The sequence below is a fragment of the Providencia sp. PROV076 genome (genome assembly GCF_028483405.1).
Lineage (GTDB): Bacteria > Pseudomonadota > Gammaproteobacteria > Enterobacterales > Enterobacteriaceae > Providencia > Providencia huaxiensis.
Genome location: NZ_JAMPRR010000001.1, coordinates 215,816 through 233,647 on the forward strand (window position 1 = coordinate 215,816; position 17,832 = coordinate 233,647).

At 40.5% G+C, this 17,832-nt stretch carries 18 protein-coding genes; 4 read left to right on the top strand and 14 right to left on the bottom strand.

From position 1 onward, the window contains the following. Both elbB and arcB read right to left on the bottom strand, forming a co-directional pair. The gene (gene elbB, locus PSF67_RS01000; protein WP_102137914.1) at positions 1-651 is read right to left on the bottom strand and encodes an isoprenoid biosynthesis glyoxalase ElbB; all 651 of its coding nucleotides are present in this window, start codon (positions 649-651) and stop codon (positions 1-3) included. Between the two features lie 232 nt (positions 652-883). Then, positions 884-3,229: an aerobic respiration two-component sensor histidine kinase ArcB gene (gene arcB / locus PSF67_RS01005; RefSeq protein ID WP_102137915.1), complete on the bottom strand. Its 2,346-nt coding sequence runs from the start codon at positions 3,227-3,229 to the stop codon at positions 884-886. Between the two features lie 300 nt (positions 3,230-3,529). On the opposite strand from arcB, the gene PSF67_RS01010 reads away from it, so the two are divergent. After that, entirely contained in the window at positions 3,530-4,936 is a 1,407-nt protein-coding gene (locus PSF67_RS01010; protein ID WP_272676404.1) for an FAD-dependent oxidoreductase, read from the top strand. An 85-nt stretch (positions 4,937-5,021) separates the two neighbouring features. Here the strand turns inward: PSF67_RS01010 and sspB are convergent, their stop codons facing one another. From sspB to zapE, 5 genes are all read right to left on the bottom strand, one after another. Beyond that, the gene (sspB, locus tag PSF67_RS01015) at positions 5,022-5,513 is read right to left on the bottom strand and encodes a ClpXP protease specificity-enhancing factor (RefSeq protein ID WP_442959142.1); all 492 of its coding nucleotides are present in this window, start codon (positions 5,511-5,513) and stop codon (positions 5,022-5,024) included. Between the two features lie 7 nt (positions 5,514-5,520). Then, complete coding sequence (gene sspA / locus PSF67_RS01020) at positions 5,521-6,162, bottom strand: stringent starvation protein SspA (RefSeq protein ID WP_004258227.1); 642 nt, start codon at positions 6,160-6,162, stop codon at positions 5,521-5,523. A 546-nt stretch (positions 6,163-6,708) separates the two neighbouring features. Further along, on the bottom strand, positions 6,709-7,101 hold the full coding sequence (gene rpsI / locus PSF67_RS01025) for a 30S ribosomal protein S9 (protein WP_004258235.1): 393 nt from the start codon (positions 7,099-7,101) through the stop codon (positions 6,709-6,711). A gap of 14 nt (positions 7,102-7,115) precedes the next feature. Next, positions 7,116-7,544 (bottom strand): 50S ribosomal protein L13, encoded by a 429-nt coding sequence (gene rplM, locus PSF67_RS01030; RefSeq protein ID WP_004258237.1) that lies wholly within the window; start codon positions 7,542-7,544, stop codon positions 7,116-7,118. Positions 7,545-7,848: 304 nt separating this feature from the next. Further along, positions 7,849-8,979, bottom strand: a complete 1,131-nt coding sequence (gene zapE / locus PSF67_RS01035) for a cell division protein ZapE (protein WP_210843468.1) — start codon at positions 8,977-8,979, stop codon at positions 7,849-7,851. Between the two features lie 346 nt (positions 8,980-9,325). Here zapE and zapG point away from each other — a divergent pair, with 346 nt between their 5' ends. From zapG to degS, 3 genes are all read left to right on the top strand, one after another. After that, positions 9,326-9,730, top strand: a complete 405-nt coding sequence (gene zapG / locus PSF67_RS01040) for a Z-ring associated protein ZapG (protein ID WP_004908297.1) — start codon at positions 9,326-9,328, stop codon at positions 9,728-9,730. 378 nt (positions 9,731-10,108) lie between these two features. After that, the gene (locus tag PSF67_RS01045; RefSeq protein ID WP_102137919.1) at positions 10,109-11,503 is read left to right on the top strand and encodes a Do family serine endopeptidase; all 1,395 of its coding nucleotides are present in this window, start codon (positions 10,109-10,111) and stop codon (positions 11,501-11,503) included. Positions 11,504-11,617: 114 nt separating this feature from the next. Next, entirely contained in the window at positions 11,618-12,682 is a 1,065-nt protein-coding gene (degS, locus tag PSF67_RS01050) for an outer membrane-stress sensor serine endopeptidase DegS (protein WP_272676406.1), read from the top strand. 108 nt (positions 12,683-12,790) lie between these two features. Here degS and murA read toward each other — a convergent pair whose 3' ends face one another. From murA to mlaF, 7 genes are all read right to left on the bottom strand, one after another. Next, positions 12,791-14,053, bottom strand: coding sequence for a UDP-N-acetylglucosamine 1-carboxyvinyltransferase (gene murA, locus PSF67_RS01055; RefSeq protein WP_102137921.1), 1,263 nt, complete (start codon positions 14,051-14,053; stop codon positions 12,791-12,793). A 52-nt stretch (positions 14,054-14,105) separates the two neighbouring features. After that, a complete protein-coding gene (gene ibaG, locus PSF67_RS01060) occupies positions 14,106-14,360 on the bottom strand; it encodes a BolA family iron metabolism protein IbaG (protein ID WP_004258269.1) in 255 nt (84 codons plus the stop codon). A gap of 222 nt (positions 14,361-14,582) precedes the next feature. Further along, entirely contained in the window at positions 14,583-14,873 is a 291-nt protein-coding gene (gene mlaB / locus PSF67_RS01065; RefSeq protein ID WP_102137922.1) for a lipid asymmetry maintenance protein MlaB, read from the bottom strand. A gap of 1 nt (position 14,874) precedes the next feature. Beyond that, on the bottom strand, positions 14,875-15,504 hold the full coding sequence (mlaC, locus tag PSF67_RS01070) for a phospholipid-binding protein MlaC (RefSeq protein WP_102137923.1): 630 nt from the start codon (positions 15,502-15,504) through the stop codon (positions 14,875-14,877). A gap of 35 nt (positions 15,505-15,539) precedes the next feature. Next, a complete protein-coding gene (mlaD, locus tag PSF67_RS01075; protein ID WP_102137924.1) occupies positions 15,540-16,043 on the bottom strand; it encodes an outer membrane lipid asymmetry maintenance protein MlaD in 504 nt (167 codons plus the stop codon). A gap of 3 nt (positions 16,044-16,046) precedes the next feature. After that, on the bottom strand, positions 16,047-16,829 hold the full coding sequence (gene mlaE, locus PSF67_RS01080; RefSeq protein WP_102137925.1) for a lipid asymmetry maintenance ABC transporter permease subunit MlaE: 783 nt from the start codon (positions 16,827-16,829) through the stop codon (positions 16,047-16,049). 5 nt (positions 16,830-16,834) lie between these two features. After that, the gene (mlaF, locus tag PSF67_RS01085; RefSeq protein WP_102137926.1) at positions 16,835-17,638 is read right to left on the bottom strand and encodes a phospholipid ABC transporter ATP-binding protein MlaF; all 804 of its coding nucleotides are present in this window, start codon (positions 17,636-17,638) and stop codon (positions 16,835-16,837) included. Positions 17,639-17,832 lie beyond the last annotated feature (194 nt).

Genomic DNA, 17,832 nt, shown 5'->3' on the forward strand with positions numbered 1-17,832 from the left:
TCACGCCATTTCCAATACTTTCTTAACAAGCTTATTAATGCCCGTATTTGCTTCAGAAATTGATTGAGCCAGCATATAAGCAGGTGTTGTAACAACTCGGTTAACTTCATCAATTACAATGTCATCAACAGCACATTCAATATGCTTTCCTCCCATAATTTCTATTTGAGCAATCGTTTCACTATCATTACCAATAGTTAGTACTACTGATGTATTTAACATTTTAGGAAGCATCACAGGAGCAATACACATCAGCCCTAGCGGCTTTTTCTGTTGGTGCATTTGGCGTACTAAACTTAATAGTTCTTTATTAATTACACACTCACTTCCTTTAACTGCAAAATCACATAAATTTTTTGCGGCACCAAAACCACCAGGAATTATGAGGGCATCTAGCGTTGAAGCATCAGCTGATGACAAAGGCGATATTTTCCCACGTGTAATACGTGAAGATTCTTCCATTTGATTGCGTTTTTCTGATTTAGACTCCCCAGTCATATGATTAATAACAGTAGGTTGTAGCTCATCAGGTGCAAAAAAGTGAATTTCAGCATTATTTTGACTCAAAGCTAACATAGTTAGCACTGACTCATGGATCTCACTTCCATCAAAAACACCACAGCCACTTAAAATAACCGCAATTGATTTCATATCTTCCTCCATTTGTAGTAAATTATCTCTCAAGCGCTAAGGTGCATAAACATCAATCTTCATCACAGATTTTAATGAATCTTGTAACAGATTCGCTAAATTTTGGTATCTTGATGTTGCCCTTTACAGTGATATACCTAATTTAATGATTTGCAAAAAACAAAAAACACATGCAGATCAACGATTTCCCTGGTGTTGGCGCAGTATTCGCGCACCCCAACTTCGGTTGGGGTTATTTTTTTGTACGTTCATCAACCCAGTTTCTCAAAGTTTCTATATCTGCTTTCCAATCTTGTTTTAGTTCATCCACCCATTCCTGTACATTGTCCCACCATGCTGGTAATTCAGGAGATTGAATCTGTTGTGCTATTTTCTGTAAGTTCTTTAAGCCAACAGAACCTGCCGCTCCTTTGATTTTGTGGGCTTCCTCAACAATGCCTTTTTGGTCTTTAGCCACCATGTTCGAGTCAAGAATAGCTAAGTAGCCTGGAAGCATTTTTTCAAAGACATCTAGCCCATCATAAATAAGCTTAGGGCCAACTAATTCAATATACTGCTCTAGCATATCGCAATCTAATATTGACTCATCAACACTTGAAGCCTCACGGTCATTCGATGCTTCTTCAGGTTGAACAGATTGCTCACCCCAAAATTGCTCAATAACTTGGGTCAATGCAGGAACTGATAATGGTTTACTCAATACGCCATCCATACCTGCATCAAAGTATTCTTTCTTATCTTTGAGAACATTTGCAGTTAATGCAATTAATGGTGGCAGGTCTTGCTTATCATACTGCTGTTTTAGTTGCCTTGAGATATCTAAGCCTGTCATATCAGGTAATTGAATATCCAATAAAACTAAGTCATATTCCCCAGGGGCAAACATCTCGAGGGCATCTTTACCATTCATTGCCACGTCGACCGTGTTGCCTAAATTTTCTAATACAGAACAAGCAACAACAATATTCAGTTCAATATCTTCTACGAGTAGAATATGCAATGCTGGCAATGGGTAATCGTCTTCAGGATCTTGCTGTTCAATAACATTATTTTCAACAACTGGCGCTGTAATGGATAAAGTAAAAGTGGAACCTTGGCCTATTTCACTTTCAACTTGTATATCGCCTCCCATATTTTGTGCTAAGCGACGAGATACAGAAAGCCCAATCCCCGTCCCCGTAGCGGGTTTACCACCAGCAGAATCTGTTACTTGATAATACATTGCAAAGATTTTATCTAACTCATCTTTCGGTATGCCTATGCCGCTATCCTGAACTCTAAAAAACAATTTATTTTCAGCTTCTTGCCAAATACTAAGCTTCACTTCACCTTTCTGCGTGAACTTAACTGCATTACCAATTAAATTCCATAGGACTTGCCGTAAACGAGTCCCATCGGTTAAAACCGTTTTGGGTAATGCAGGCGCAACGTCCATGACAAATTTAAGCCCTTTTGGCTGTACCAATAACCCACTTAAATTCTCTAAGTCATTCACAAATTCAGATAATGTGATTGGCTGGTTATCTAACTGAACTTTACGGCGTTCAATTTTATCCATCTCAATAATATCATTGAATATATTACCCAAAGTGACGGCACTAACATGAATAGTTTTTAAATAGCTAGATTGTTCCGAAGTTAAATCGGTGTCTAATAAAATTCGACTCAAACCAACAATGCCGTTAAGGGGTGTACGAAGCTCGTGGCTGATTGTAGAAATAAAGGTGGTTTTCTCCCTACTCGCGTTCTCTAACGCTTCCTGATAGCGTTTACGCTCCGTTATGTCACGCCCAAAGCCCATCAGGCCATGTCGTTTGCCAACTCGGTCATAAAAAGGCACTTTACGGAGCTCAAAACAGGCTTTACGGCCATCTGGATATACCAGCCATTGTTCATAAGTGAGAGAAACATTATGACGAAAAACTTTTTCATCGGTTTCCATAACCTTGGAGGCAATTTCAACATCATAAATATCTAATGGCGTTAACCCAACTAAGTGTTTTTCACTTTTCCCAGTCAACAGTTCCATTGCTCTGTTACATCCCGAAAACTCATTATTTTCATTGCGGTAATAGACTAAGTCAGGAGAAGCATCTAAGAATGAACGAAGTAATACAGATTGCTGCTCAAGTTCAATCTGTGTCTGCTCACGGTATTTCATTTCTTGTTTTAATTGCTCAAGGAGCTCTAAGTGAGCGCGCTCGGCTTTTTCTCGTTCGAGAATCTCAAGGTTAAGTTGTTCAATATTTCCCTGCAATTGAATGTTTAAATCCGCATCACGCTTTCGCATAACTTCAAGTTTATCAACCATTCGTGATAAACGCTGCCGAGACTCTTCAAGTTGCTCAACCACCACCGACAAAAAATAGACGGCCAATGGAGTAATGATTAATCCAAAGAAAATTGACCCCACCATGTCGAGGCTATCAACATGCCCTCTTAAAACAATTGTCACTGCCATTTGCATTATCATGGCGAGAACAACCAATGCAGCTGCAAGTAACAGAGAAAAACGCACTAGACCGAGCTTCATCATTAAATCGACATAGTATTGCGCCAGGCCGCGAAGTACTTTCATAACCACCCCTTAGTTAAATTCTCTTTGAATCATATATCAAACAAGGCAGTTTCGGATGATTATTCACTCGAAATGTCGATCCTGCTCATTCAATAGCCATTTTTTACGATTAATGATAAAAAACAATCAGGTATTTTCTTTCTATTAGATAAAGTAAAAGTTCATTTCGGATAACTTTTAATCATAATCACATAAAAATCAAAATAATAGCACTATTGTTCCTTGGGTAAGGCCGCTAAAATCACAGAAAAAGCCCAAGCTATCTCAAGTAAAATCAGACAAAATTCAGTAAGGAATACCATGAGTTCGAATATTTTCGGTCACCAACGTCGCGAACCGCTCAAAAAAGCGCTGGCAATCCGCAAAATAGCGTTTACTGAAATCTATGAGTCCGATAATGCCGTTGATGTACAACAGCAAGCGAGCCGCTGCCTCTCTTGTGGTAGCCCTTTTTGTGAATGGAAGTGCCCGTTACATAACCCAATATCAAAGTGGCTCAAACTTGCTGCTGAAGGAAAAATAATTGAAGCGGCTGAATTATCTCATCATACCAATAGCTTACCTGAGATCTGTGGGCGCGTTTGCCCACAAGAAAAACTCTGCGAATTAGCATGTGTACTTCATGATACAACAGGTTCTGTCACTATCGGTCATATTGAACGATATGTTAATGATACCGCCTTTGAGATGGGATGGCGTCCAACCTCTTCCCCTATTCGCTCTGTAAACAAACGTGTCGCCATTGTTGGTGCAGGCCCTGCAGGCCTTTCTTGCGCTGATGTACTTATTCGAAATGGTGTAAATGTCGTCGTTTTTGATAAACACCCTGAGATAGGGGGATTACTAACTTTTGGCATTCCCTCATTTAAGTTAGAAAAGAAATTAATGGTCCAAAGACGAGAAATATTTACAGAAATGGGCATTCAGTTTCAATTGAATACCGAGGTGGGTACAGATATCTCTCTAGATGAGCTTCTTTGCACTTATGACGCTATTTTTATTGGTACTGGTACTTACCAAGCAATTCGAGGCAACGTGCCTAAAAAACCGATTCAAGGCGTTTTTGAATCACTCCCCTACCTAATCGCAAATACGCGCCATTTAATGCAACTTCCTATTCCTAATGATGAGCCCTATATCAATTTACACTCAAAAAGCGTTATCGTATTAGGAGGTGGAGATACCGCGATGGATTGTGTTCGTAGCGCTATTCGCCAAGGAGCGAAGCAAGTTAGTTGTCTCTATCGTAGAGATGAACAAAGTCTGCCAGCCTCACGAAAAGAAGTCGCCAATGCATTAGATGAAGGCGCTCAGTTCCACTTTAATTTGCAAGTCACTCAGTTTGTCGTTAATGAGCAACAACAGCTTACAGGGGTTTACGCCACTCGCACACAAAATGGCAAATTAGAAAATGGCCGCTATCAATTAGAACTCATTGATGATTCAACATTTTTTATCGAAGCCGATGCCGTAATTGTGGCTTATGGATTTGCACCTCATGACCAAGTTTGGTTGAATAACGCGTTAATCAAGCGTGATAAGTATGGTCATATTTTAGCAAACCGTAATAGTCCCATCCCTTTTCAAACTTCACATGAAAAAGTGTTTGCTGGTGGAGATATAATAAGAGGTTCAGATCTTGTTGTGACTGCGATTGATGATGGGCGTAATGCTGCTGAAGGTATTTTGTTATTTCTAGGGGTTTAGTTATCCATTTATTTGAACATAGAGGGAATATAAAAACAGAGGGTTTCCCCCCTGTTCTTAATTTGCTGCTAACCCGCCTAATGAGTTATTTAACAACCCTTAAAGAAGGCCTACCTTTTGGTGGTCGTGGTGGTTCATCCCCTGATGGCTCATGTGACTTTTCATCCACAGATTCAGCTTCATGAACTAGAGTAATGTTGTCTTCAGGTTCTTCAACGTGTTCAAAACCTGCTGATAACTCTGCATCATAAGCAGCTTCAGGCTCAAACATCATTCCAGCCCCATTTTCACGTGCATATACCGCCATAATTGCGGCCATAGGAACATAAACTTGGCGAGGTATTCCACCAAAACGAGCATTAAAACGCACTTCATCATTGGTTATTTCAAAATTACCAACAGCTCTTGGCGCAACATTCAACACAATTTGCCCATCACGGGCAAATTCCATAGGAACGTTAACAGCAGGAACGGTGACATCAACCACCAAATGCGGAGTCATATCGTTATCAAGCAACCACTCATAGTGGGCACGTAACAAATAAGAGCGACGTGGTGACATTGCTGTCATTTCCATCATTCTTTTAGCCTCTTGTAGACAAACGCATTTCGCGCTCAGATTCAGTCAACGATGCTAAGAATGCGTCACGTGCAAACACACGTTGCATATATAACTGCAAGTATTTGCTGCTAGATGGGTTCAATTCAATACCAAGAACAGGTAAACGCCATAATAATGGTGCTAAATAGCAATCTACGAGACTGAATTCTTCACTCATAAAGAATTCCATTTCAGCAAAAACAGGAGAAACAGCGATCAACTCTTCAGACAGCTGACGACGAGCATTAGCGGCTTCTTGCGCACTGCCGTTCTCTATTTTACTCATTAATGAATACCAATCATTTTGAATGCGGTGCATCAATTGACGGCTAGTACCACGCGCAACAGGGTAAACTGGCATTAATGGCGGATGAGGAAAACGCTCATCAAGGTATTCCATGATAATGTGTGGGTCATAGAGAGTCAGGTCACGGTCAACTAATGTTGGAACGCTCTGATATGGGTTGAGATCGATCAGATCTTGAGGCAGATGACCGGGTTCGACATGTTCAATTTCAACACTTACCCCTTTTTCAGCCAGCACGATACGTACCTGATGGCTAAAAATGTCAGTAGGGCCAGAGAACAATGTCATTACCGAACGTTTATTAGGAGCGACAGCCATTAAAACCTCCAAAATACAAAATGGACGAAATGTAATTAATTTTTAATTACCCATTACCCATTTTAAAATCCCCTGTGTTTAACTTTCATTTATCCATATTGAAAGTCAACACAACCCTCCCGCACAGTAAAGGCGAGAAATGTGAAATAAAAAAACAGGGGCATATTCTAACAGATTTTGTACAACTTAGGGGCGGCACATCGAAAAAATCATAGATTTATTTCATAACAAGAAAAAAACAGGAAGAAAACTAGAATTTAATTAAATATTAAATCAAAAATAAAGAACAAAAACCCTAAAGTTAACTCCATGGTTTGAGTCGTATTCATTAAAGATATGCCAATTCAGTTAACTAATAATTATTTTTAATTTTAGGCTAAAATATTATTTTCTCTTTAAACTATATATTCGTTCTTTTATAAAGCATCATGATTAGACGCAGTTATTCTATCATTAATAATAAAAATATAAGTAAAACAATAGACAATAAAAAACCCGTCATTAAGACGGGTTTTTTCATCAATTTTATACCCAAAGGGTAATAAATTAACGTTTGGAGAACTGTGGACGACGACGTGCTTTGCGCAGACCCACTTTTTTACGTTCAACAGAACGCGCATCACGGGTAACGAAACCAGCTTTACGCAGATCAGAACGAAGAGTCTCATCATAAGCCATCAGTGCACGTGTAATACCGTGACGGATTGCGCCTGCCTGACCTGAAATACCACCACCTTTAACAGTGATGTACAGATCCAATTTTTCCAACATTTCAACCAATTCTAACGGCTGACGAACTACCATGCGCGCAGTTTCGCGACCAAAGTATTGTTCCAGTGTACGTTGATTGATTGTGATGTTACCGCTACCCGGCTTAATAAAGACACGAGCAGATGAGCTTTTGCGGCGACCAGTGCCGTAGTATTGATTTTCAGCCATTGCTATAATCCCGATTAAATGTCAAGAACTTGCGGTTGTTGAGCCGCGTGGTTGTGCTCATTACCTGCGTAAACTTTCAGTTTACGGTACATTGCACGACCCAGAGGTCCTTTTGGCAACATGCCTTTAACCGCGATTTCAAGCACACGCTCAGGACTGCGAGCAATCATTTCTTCGAAAGTTGCTTGCTTGATTCCACCTACATGGCCAGTGTGGCGATAGTAGATTTTGTCTTCGCGTTTATTGCCGGTAACAGCAATTTTTTCTGCATTCAGAACGATGATGTAATCACCAGTATCCACGTGCGGAGTGTATTCCGCTTTATGCTTACCGCGCAGACGGCTAGCAATTTCAGTTGCAAGACGGCCTAAAGTTTTGCCATCTGCATCAACAACGTACCAGTCGCGTTTTACGGTCTCTGGTTTAGCTGTAAAAGTTTTCATTAAAACTTACCCAATATTGAAGTTACACGTTGGTGAACACTCATGTTCATAAGCTTTCTGAGGTTCACACGACTCTTTGTCCAGTAAACCTACCCCTTCGAGCAGCCTAACTGGCATTTATGCGTTATTTTTTGGGAAATAAAAAATAACGCTGTAACGTGGGGTCGCAAGATTATAGAGAAGTCAGAAACAAAAATCGACCCCAAATGCATTTTTTTTACGTTTGCTCGAATAAACATCGCATTTTGTACTTAAATTATGCAATCCAGGTAACTTTTGCTAACAACCCTGTTTGATTACTCCCTTAAGTTAAATGCGGTATTTTCAAGTACTCTTCACTTTGCATTTCTTGTAATCGAGACAAGCAACGCTGGTACTCGAAAGCCAAAAGTTTCCCTTGATACAGCGATTCCATTGGCACTTCCGCATTAATAACCAATTTAACTTTTCGTTCGTAAAACTCATCAATTAATGCCAAAAAACGACGTGCTGGGTTTTCATCTGTTGTTCCCATCACGGGCACATTGTACAACAACACGGTGTGGTAGCAATTTGATAGGTAAATATAATCATTTTGACTACGAGGCTCTTCACACAACACTTTAAACTCGATGGCTAACACCCCTTCCGCTGCATGAATAGCTTGCATCTTACGATGGTTAACCTCTAAGACGGGATGTTGTTCTCCTTTCTTACCTGCCAATTTGATGAAAACCTCATCCAAATGCTGGCGGTTTTGAGAATTAATCGGGGATAAAAAAAGATGTGCTTGAGTTAAAGTCCTTAAGCGGTAATCAATGCCTGCATCGACATTCATCACATCACAGTATTTTTTAATTTGCTCAATAGCAGGCAGGAAACGCGCTCGCTGCAAACCGTTACGATAGAGATTATCAGGGATGATATTTGAGGTAGCGACCAGTGTAATGCCTCGAGCAAAGAGCCCTTCAAGCAAAGTGCCAAGGATCATAGCGTCGGTAATGTCTGACACAAAAAACTCATCAAAACACAACACATCTGTTTGTTTTTTAAACTCATCCGCAATAATATCTAGCGGGTTCTCTTGCCCTTGCAATGCTATCAAATCTTCTTGTACTTTTTTCATGAAGCGATGAAAATGTAAGCGAAGTTTACGAGTACCTGGTAAACTTTCGTAAAACATATCCATTAGCCATGTTTTCCCACGCCCAACCCCGCCCCACATATAGAGCCCTTGCACCGGAATAATCGGTGCTGTTGACGTTTTACCTAAAAGACGACTAAAGCGTTGCTTTAAACCTGAAGGCTTATCTTGTAAAGTGGAAGAAGTTGCATTAACAAGCTGCTGATATATTTTATCCAAGCGTTCCACAGCGAGCCTTTGAACGTCATCTGGCTGATAGTTACCATCAGCAAGCGCTTGTTGATAACGCATTGTAGGGGTCATCGGCGACATTAACTGAATAATCCTTAAAAATTTTTCGGTTTTTTTACCGTTATTTGATATACACTGCCTTTATTATAACCAGATTCAGTTATCATTTAACTTTCGGTTAACGAGCCGCTATAGAGTAAGGAAATTCGATTTAAGATTCCACTCTTAATAAGTTGTTGGCTAATTTAACCTGTCGACTTCAAGGCTTGTAGATTTTGTCATCACTTAACTAGTCAGATTACAATATGTTAAGGTGCTTTACTTGACGCTTACATGCAACTTGAATTATTTAAGGTATAGTAACGGTAACAACACTAGTTTCTGCGAACATTGAATCTGTGAACATTGAAGTAATGAAGGAGTCAGCATGACCTGGGAGTATGCATTAATCGGATTGATTGTGGGTTTTATCATCGGTGCATTAGTTGTGCGCTATGGCAACCCAAAGCTTCGCCAACAAAAAACAGCGCAAGCTGAGCTAGACAAAAAAAGTACTGAACTCGAAGAGTACCGTAAAGAACTTGTTAGTCATTTTGCTCGTAGCGCAGAATTATTGGATAAAATGGCGCGTGACTACCGTCAGCTATATCAACACATGGCACAAAGTTCATCTGAATTAATGCCTGATATGCCAGCACAAGACAACCCATTTAACTATCGTTTAACCGAATCTGAAGCGGATAACGACCAAGCGCCAGTTAAAATGCCACCAAGAGATTACTCAGATGGTGCTTCGGGTCTTTTCCGTCCTATCGAAGAGAAAGAAAAGTAAATTTTTATCTTTTATCACCAGTAAGCACCACTTACTGGTGATTTTCTATAAAACGCACTAAATTTAGTCACTTTCCGTATGTCTTCCATTATTAAATTTTTATTTAATAATTCTGAACAAGATTTCCATCCAAATATAATTTAACAATTCATTTATATAGTGTATAGAAGTTAAAGTTTCACTTAAAGCACATGTAAATAGATGTAAAAGAGTAGATATTCGCTACCCGTCATGGGAACTTTTGCGCATAATCGGTAGTCATAGTCATCAGTAAAATTGAATCTGATACCAACCAATATTATATCAACGCATTGTGTTTCTTCTAAAATTGCATTCACAGTGAGTTAATAATTTATTCTTGAGAGAATCGACTGAATTATGAAAAGAAAAAACTTTTTTCTTACCGCAGTAGCAATGAGTTTAGGGTTATCTTTAGCGGCTATTCCTGCTGTTAGCAGTGCAGCATTACCCGCCACTTTACCGGCTACAGCACAAAGCCAGAACATGCCTAGCTTGGCCCCTATGCTTGAAAAAGTATTGCCTGCTGTAGTGAATATTCATGTGTCTGGTACTCGCGTACAGAACCAACAAATTCCAGAAGAGCTTAAATTCTTTTTTGGCCCAAATATACCACAGCAACAACAAAGCGTGCGTCCATTTGAAGGCTTGGGCTCTGGTGTCATTATTGACGCCCAGCAAGGTTATATTTTAACTAACAATCATGTAATTGATGGTGCTGACAAAATTCAAATTCAATTAAATGATGGCCGTGAAATTGCGGTTAACTTAATTGGCAAAGACCCACAAACTGATATCGCGTTATTGAAAATAAGCAATGCAAAAGATATCAAAAACTTAACTGCGGTTAGTATTGCAGACTCCGACAAATTACGTGTTGGTGACTTCGCTGTTGCGGTTGGTAACCCATTTGGCCTAGGTCAAACAGCTACATCAGGGATTATCTCAGCATTAGGTCGTAGTGGCTTAAACCTTGAAGGGTTAGAAAACTTTATCCAAACCGATGCTTCCATTAACCGTGGTAACTCTGGTGGTGCACTCGTTAACTTAAATGGTGAATTAATCGGTATTAATACCGCTATTTTGGCACCAGGTGGCGGTAATATCGGTATCGGTTTTGCGATCCCAAGTAATATGGCTAAAAACCTTAGCGAGCAGTTAATTAAGCATGGTGAAGTAAAACGCGGGATCTTAGGTATCAAAGGTACTGAGATGAACTCCGATATCGCTAAAGCATTTAATATTGATGCACAGCGTGGTGCTTTCGTAAGTGAAGTTTTACCTAAATCATCGGCTGCTAAAGCAGGTATTAAATCCGGTGACGTTTTAGTCTCTGTTGATGGTAAACGCATTAATAGCTTTGCTGAGTTAAGAGCTAAAATCGGTACTAGCCAAATTGGTAAAGAGATCACTATTGGTTTAATTCGCTCAGGCAAACCGATGGAAGTCAAAGTGGTTCTTGAGAACGACGAAGGCTCAGCAACAAAAGCAGAAAAACTGAGTGAATCGTTATTAGGTGCAACAATTTCTAATGCAACCGTTAGCAACACTAAAGGTGTACAAGTTGACAGCGTGGCGCCAAAATCGCCAGCCGCAGCCATTGGCCTCGTAAAAGGTGATTTAATCTTTGGTGTCAATGACGCTCGTGTTGAGACTATTGAGCAATTCCGTAAGATTATCGACGCTAAACCTCCGGTGTTAGCAATGAAAGTATTACGTGATGGTGAAACCTTATATTTACTGATGAAAAATTAATTCATCAAAAACCCTCTGAAAATCAATAAACGGGTACAGTATCACTCTGCTGTACCCTTTTTTTTGTGTTATGCTCAGAACATGTTTAAGCAATAACTAAATATTCTATATCCTATGGTGAAGAAGCTAACTTTATCTGTCATGCTTGGCCTGTTGACTGCATTGATTATTATCGTTGCGGTTCCTTCTTTGCGCCCTCAAGGTTTAGCCGATTTACTATATGGTAAAACAAGCAGTGAACCCGTCAGTTATAACAAAGCTGTACGTCGTGCTGCACCTGCAGTGGTCTATGTTTACAGCAGTTCAAAAGGAAGCTTCTCCCAGTCAGGACGTGAATTAAAGTCTCTCGGTTCAGGTGTGATCATGGGCCAAAATGGCTACATTATCACGAATAAACATGTCGTTGATAACCCAGACCAAATCTTAGTGGCTTTACAAGATGGTGCTATTTTTGATGCCCTATTGGTTGGTTCTGATCCATTAACTGATCTCGCCGTACTGAAAATTGACGCTGATAACCTACCTGTTATTCCAATTAATACACAACGAGTCACTCATGTTGGTGATGTCGTACTTGCAATCGGTAACCCTTACAATATAGGTCAAACTGTTACTCAGGGGATTATCAGTGCAACAGGTCGCGTAGGGCTAAGCTCTACTCGCCGGCAAAATTTCCTGCAAACAGATGCCTCAATCAACTCGGGTAACTCTGGTGGGGCATTAATTAATACCGAAGGTGAGTTAGTCGGAATCAACACGCTTTCTTTCACTGCTGGCCAGGGCATTAGCTCTGAAGGTTTAAGCTTTGCCATTCCTACTGCCCTTGCGACTAAAATCATGGATAAACTAATTCGTGATGGTCGAGTTATCCGTGGTTATATTGGTATTACAGCACGCGAACTGCCTCAAATTAGGTCAAATAACAATAATATTAACCAAATACAAGGGTTACGGGTTTTCCAGGTTGCCCCAAACGGGCCCGCAGCCAAAGCGGGGATATTGCAAGGAGACATCATTTTATCCGTTGATGGCAAACCGGCTATTTCAGCCGCAGAAACCATGGACTTAGTTGCAGAAATCCGCCCTGGAAGCAAAACCGCAGTACAGATTTTACGAGATGGCGAAATTAAAAATATTGATGTGATTATCGAAGAAATTCCTGATGAACAGGCAGGATAATCATTTTAAAACGGTCTTTCGTAAAAAAGGTTGTTCGATATCGAACAACCTTTTTTGATTTATCAAATAGGTGAATGAAGCCAACACTTCATTCACCTTTTCAAAGCATTAATCATCTGAATGCACGCGCTGAATATCAGCACCTAAGCCACGTAGTTTATCTTCGATATGCTCATAACCACGGTCAATATGATAAATACGGTCAACTGTTGTTGTCCCTTCAGCAATACAGCCAGCAATAACTAAACTCGCAGAAGCGCGTAAATCTGTTGCCATTACCTGTGCGCTGGTTAATTTTTCAACACCGTGACATAACACAGTATTGCTTTCAATCTCAGCGTGAGCCCCCATACGAATTAGCTCAGGGATATGCATGAAACGATTTTCAAAAATGGTTTCAGTGATCATCCCCGCCCCATCAGCAACAAGATTGAGTAAACTAAACTGTGCTTGCATATCAGTTGGGAACCCAGGGTGTGGTGCTGTACGTAATGTCACTGCTTTTGGACGCTTGCCTTCCATATCTAAGCTAATCCAGTCATCACCGATTTCAATTTTAGCCCCTGCTTCACGTAGTTTAGCTAACACTGCATCGAGTGTATCTGGACGTGCATTACGGCAGATGACTTTGCCACGTGAAACCGCTGCAGCAATTAAAAATGTTCCTGTTTCAATACGGTCAGGCAGTACTTTATAGACACCCCCACCTAAACGTTCAACACCTTCTATAACAATACGGTCAGTACCTGCGCCTGTGATTTTTGCGCCAAGAGTATTTAAGAAGTTGGCTGTATCTTCAATTTCAGGTTCACGTGCCGCATTTTCGATGATTGTGGTTCCTTCAGCTAAGGTCGCAGCCGTCATAATAGAGACTGTCGCGCCCACACTGACTTTATCCATCACAATGCAAGCACCTTTCAAGCGACCATCAACCGTGGCTTTCACATAACCATCTTCTAAAACAATTTTTGCGCCTAATTGCTCTAAACCAGAAATATGTAAATCAACTGGGCGAGCACCAATAGCACAGCCTCCAGGTAAAGAAACTTCACCGTGGCCAAAACGAGCGACCAATGGCGCTAAAGCCCAGATGGATGCACGCATGGTTTTAACGAGGTCATAAGGCGCACAGTATGTCGTTACAGTGCTTGCATCGACGTAAACTGAGCCATTGCGTTTAACTTTAGTACCTAGTTGATTCAATAATTTAATCGTTGTGTCAATGTCCCTCAAATGAGGGACATTCTGTATTTCTACTGGCTTTTCAGCCAATAGAGCAGCGAACAGGATTGGTAATGCCGCATTTTTTGCGCCAGATATAGTGACCTCACCCTGTAAGCGGGTTGGTCCTTTAACTAAAAACTTATCCATTCAAGTATTCTCGTATGTCGAATTTTACAGTCTGTTCGCTTAGGCTTTGAAATCAAAGACCACTAAGTTTACGATCGCGCTCCCATTGCGCAGGGGTGTACGCTTTAATAGACAGAGCATGAATGCGGTTATCCGCAATATACTCCATTAAAGGCGCATAAATTGCTTGCTGTTGCTTAACACGGCTCATACCGTCAAACATGTCACCGACAGCAATAACCTGAAAGTGGCTACCATCACCAGTAACAATAGCCTCATTCAGAGACAGTTTTTCCATCAATACTTGCTTAATTTCGTTGGTATCCATAATGACTCAATTTATTAATTATTTGTGATTTATAATTTTACTCTAAATAGTGCAAATTGCATGCATAGCGTACAGAAGCATCCCAATAAGAATACTCAGAGCTTAATCCCCTATCCTAAAGGATTAGGCTCAACACTTAAACCAAAGAAAACGCCTCTCGTGCCGAAAAGCACATAGAGGCGCTTATTTTTACATAACTTGACCCAATTTAGGATGTTTAACCTAATTGAGGATAATCGCTTGAACCCCATATAGTTCAATCAATGTATTCAAGTTATCACTGACACCGATAATATTCAGTGAACGGTTTTTAGCTTGGAGTTCACTTTTTAAGCGAACCAGCATCGCTAACCCTGTTGAGTCCACGTGCTTAAGACCAGAAACATCTATATTTTCAACCTGTTCCAGCGATGAGTTTTTTTTATCCCAAAACGACATTAACGAATCACGGTCTAATGTCCCGGTGAGATACAGTGTTGTTTCATTGAGTTCCCATGCTAACAACTGACTCATATTACTTTTTCTCTTCTAAAGTAATTGGCGCTTTTGCACTGATTTCTAACTGTTTTGTTAAGCCATCGACACCCTGCTTACGTAGAATATCACCCCATTCATTTTGCTTAGTCGTGATCATGCTCACGCCTTCTGCAATCATGTCGTAAGCTTGCCAATAACCTGTTTTGCTATTTTTTCGCCATTGGAAATCTAAACGTACGGGAGGACGACCGTTGGTATCAATAATCGTCACACGGATAGCCACAATGTTTTTATCACCCAGTGGTTGCTCTGGTGCAATTTGATACGTTTGGCCATGATACATCGCCAATGCTTGGCCATAAACTTGCTCAAGGTAATCTTCAAACGCGTTGAAGTAAGCCTCGCGCTGGGCAGGGGTAGCCCCTTTATAATAGGTTCCTAGCACCAAAGCCCCTGCATATTTAACTTGTACATAAGGTAATAGTTCCTCACGAACAATTGTTCTGAGATACTCGGGGTCTTGCTTAATTTTTGGTTGCTCTGATTTCAAGCGGTTAAACGTTTTCGCCGCCGCTTCATCCATTAATTTATAAGGGTTGGTTTGGTCTACTGCCATGGCAAATGGCGCAATTGCCAACATAGCAACCATCATTAAACGTTTAAACATAATTCATTCCTTTATTCTTCAAAGGGAGCATCAAATTACTGTGCAGTTGACTCTGGCTCTGCACCTTGGCTATCACCACTTTTATATAAAAACTGGCCAATTAAGTCTTCTAATACCATAGCTGGCTTCGTATCTTCAAGGCGCCCGCCATTTTTTAAGATTGCGATACCTAATTCTTCATCATCTGGGCCGATATTCATTGCAATATACTGTTCACCCAACAAACCTGATGTGCGAATTGAAAGTGAGCTCGAATCAGGAATATTGTCGTATTCACTCAATAAATCAATTTTCACTTCAGGAACATAATTTTTTTTATCTAATGTGATACTGGCAACTCGACCAATCACCACACCGCCCACTTTGATTGGAGAGCCTTCTTTTAAGCCACCAATATTTTCAAAAGATGCTGATATTTGATAGGTGGATTGGCTTCCTATCGATTTTAAATCAGCGACTTTTAAACATAAAAAGATAATTGCGGCAATCGCCAGCAACATAAAACAACCAACCCATATTTCACTTTTTTTACTTTGCATGACTTAGTTCCCAAACATCAGTGCGGTAAGTACGAAATCCAGTCCTAAAACAGACAATGACGCATGTACAACTGTTCTTGTTGTAGCTTGGCTTATCCCCTCCGAAGTTGGGATGGCATCATAGCCATTAAATAATGCGATCCAAGTAACCGTGATGGCAAAGACTAAGCTTTTGATCACACAGTTGACTAAATCTAGCCGCCAATCAATGGAAGATTGCATTGAAGCCCAAAAAAAGCCTTCATCAATACCCTTCCAGTCAACCCCAACTAATGCACCACCTAAAATACCGACAGCAACAAAAATTAGAGATAACAATGGCATACTAATAAAACCAGCCCAAAAACGTGGGGCGATGACACGCCTAAGAGGGTCAACTGCCATCATTTCAAGGCTAGAAATCTGTTCAGTCGCTTTCATTAAGCCAATTTCAGCTGTTAACGCTGAACCCGCTCGTCCGGCAAACAACAACGCAGTCACAACAGGGCCTAGTTCACGCAATAGTGAAAGCGCCACCATCATACCTAAGCTAGCTTCAGCACTAAACGTCGTGAGAACCAAATAACCTTGTAACCCTAAAACCATCCCAATAAATAACCCTGAGACGGCAACGATCAGCAATGACTGCACACCAATGGCGTACAATTGCTTCATCAATAATGGCCATTGTTTACGAAACTCTGGTTTGCCAAGTAAGGCGCGAAACAGCATGTAGCCTGCTCGACCAAACGCGGAAAATATGTCAATCCATCGGCGTCCGAAGGCTGCAATCGCCTTTATTATCATTTTATTTACCCTAATAAATCAGCTAGATAATCATTGGCGGGAAAACGAAATGGAACAGGCCCATCCGCAATACCATCAAGGAATTGTCGCACACGAGGGTCTTGGTTTTCACGCAATTCTTCACCCGTTCCCTGAGCAATGACATGCTGCTGCGCAACAATATAAGCATTATCTGCAATGCTCAATACCTCTGGAACATCATGGGAAACCACGACACAGGTGACACCCAATGCTTGATTAAGCTCATCAATCAATTTAACCAAAACACCCATAGTAATCGGATCTTGACCAACAAAAGGCTCATCAAACATGATTAAATCAGGATCTAGAGCGATAGCACGCGCTAAAGCTGCCCGCCTAGCCATACCTCCCGATAACTCAGATGGCATTAATTTTGCGGCTCCTCGCAAGCCAACCGCCTCTAATTTCATCATCACTGTAGTATGGATCAGCGATTCAGGCAGGTTAGTGTGCTCACGCAACGGGAAAGCCACATTATTGAATACGTCCATGTCTGTGAATAGCGCCCCCGACTGAAACAGCATGCTCATCTTTTTACGAGACTGATACAGTTTTGAGCGTGACAGTGCAGGAATATTGTCACCATCAAACCAAATTTCACCTTCATTTGGCCGTAATTGCCCACCAATCAAGCGCAGTAATGTGGTTTTACCGATCCCTGACGGCCCCATAATTGCCGTAATTTTCCCACGAGGAACGGTCAGATTAATATTTTCAAATATTTTCCGATTTCCTCGAGTAAATGACATGTTCCGTACTTCAATTAAGTTGTCTGTCTGTGCTTGCATTGTTAAATAACTCGTTATACACCACGCGTAAATATTTTTATCCGTTCAGATGTTACCGAAAGATAAACTGAAAATCGTCAAATATCACAACAAAATAGAATTTATAGTATTATAGCGTCGAAAATATGACTTTTAGTATTACAACTTTGTTTTTACCTAAAGGAAACAGAGAAAAAACAATATAATTTCTTTAT

Bases quoted from the DNA above. Each gene is read 5' to 3' on its own strand.
- elbB (WP_102137914.1), bottom strand. From the start codon at position 651: ATGAAATCAATTGCGGTTATTTTAAGTGGCTGTGGTGTTTTTGATGGA.
- arcB (WP_102137915.1), bottom strand. From the start codon at position 3,229: ATGAAAGTACTTCGCGGCCTGGCGCAATACTATGTCGATTTAATGATG.
- PSF67_RS01010 (WP_272676404.1), top strand. From the start codon at position 3,530: ATGAGTTCGAATATTTTCGGTCACCAACGTCGCGAACCGCTCAAAAAA.
- sspB (WP_442959142.1), bottom strand. From the start codon at position 5,513: ATGGAAATGACAGCAATGTCACCACGTCGCTCTTATTTGTTACGTGCC.
- sspA (WP_004258227.1), bottom strand. From the start codon at position 6,162: ATGGCTGTCGCTCCTAATAAACGTTCGGTAATGACATTGTTCTCTGGC.
- rpsI (WP_004258235.1), bottom strand. From the start codon at position 7,101: ATGGCTGAAAATCAATACTACGGCACTGGTCGCCGCAAAAGCTCATCT.
- rplM (WP_004258237.1), bottom strand. From the start codon at position 7,544: ATGAAAACTTTTACAGCTAAACCAGAGACCGTAAAACGCGACTGGTAC.
- zapE (WP_210843468.1), bottom strand. From the start codon at position 8,979: ATGTCGCCGATGACCCCTACAATGCGTTATCAACAAGCGCTTGCTGAT.
- zapG (WP_004908297.1), top strand. From the start codon at position 9,326: ATGACCTGGGAGTATGCATTAATCGGATTGATTGTGGGTTTTATCATC.
- PSF67_RS01045 (WP_102137919.1), top strand. From the start codon at position 10,109: ATGAAAAGAAAAAACTTTTTTCTTACCGCAGTAGCAATGAGTTTAGGG.
- degS (WP_272676406.1), top strand. From the start codon at position 11,618: ATGGTGAAGAAGCTAACTTTATCTGTCATGCTTGGCCTGTTGACTGCA.
- murA (WP_102137921.1), bottom strand. From the start codon at position 14,053: ATGGATAAGTTTTTAGTTAAAGGACCAACCCGCTTACAGGGTGAGGTC.
- ibaG (WP_004258269.1), bottom strand. From the start codon at position 14,360: ATGGATACCAACGAAATTAAGCAAGTATTGATGGAAAAACTGTCTCTG.
- mlaB (WP_102137922.1), bottom strand. From the start codon at position 14,873: ATGAGTCAGTTGTTAGCATGGGAACTCAATGAAACAACACTGTATCTC.
- mlaC (WP_102137923.1), bottom strand. From the start codon at position 15,504: ATGTTTAAACGTTTAATGATGGTTGCTATGTTGGCAATTGCGCCATTT.
- mlaD (WP_102137924.1), bottom strand. From the start codon at position 16,043: ATGCAAAGTAAAAAAAGTGAAATATGGGTTGGTTGTTTTATGTTGCTG.
- mlaE (WP_102137925.1), bottom strand. From the start codon at position 16,829: ATGATAATAAAGGCGATTGCAGCCTTCGGACGCCGATGGATTGACATA.
- mlaF (WP_102137926.1), bottom strand. From the start codon at position 17,638: ATGCAAGCACAGACAGACAACTTAATTGAAGTACGGAACATGTCATTT.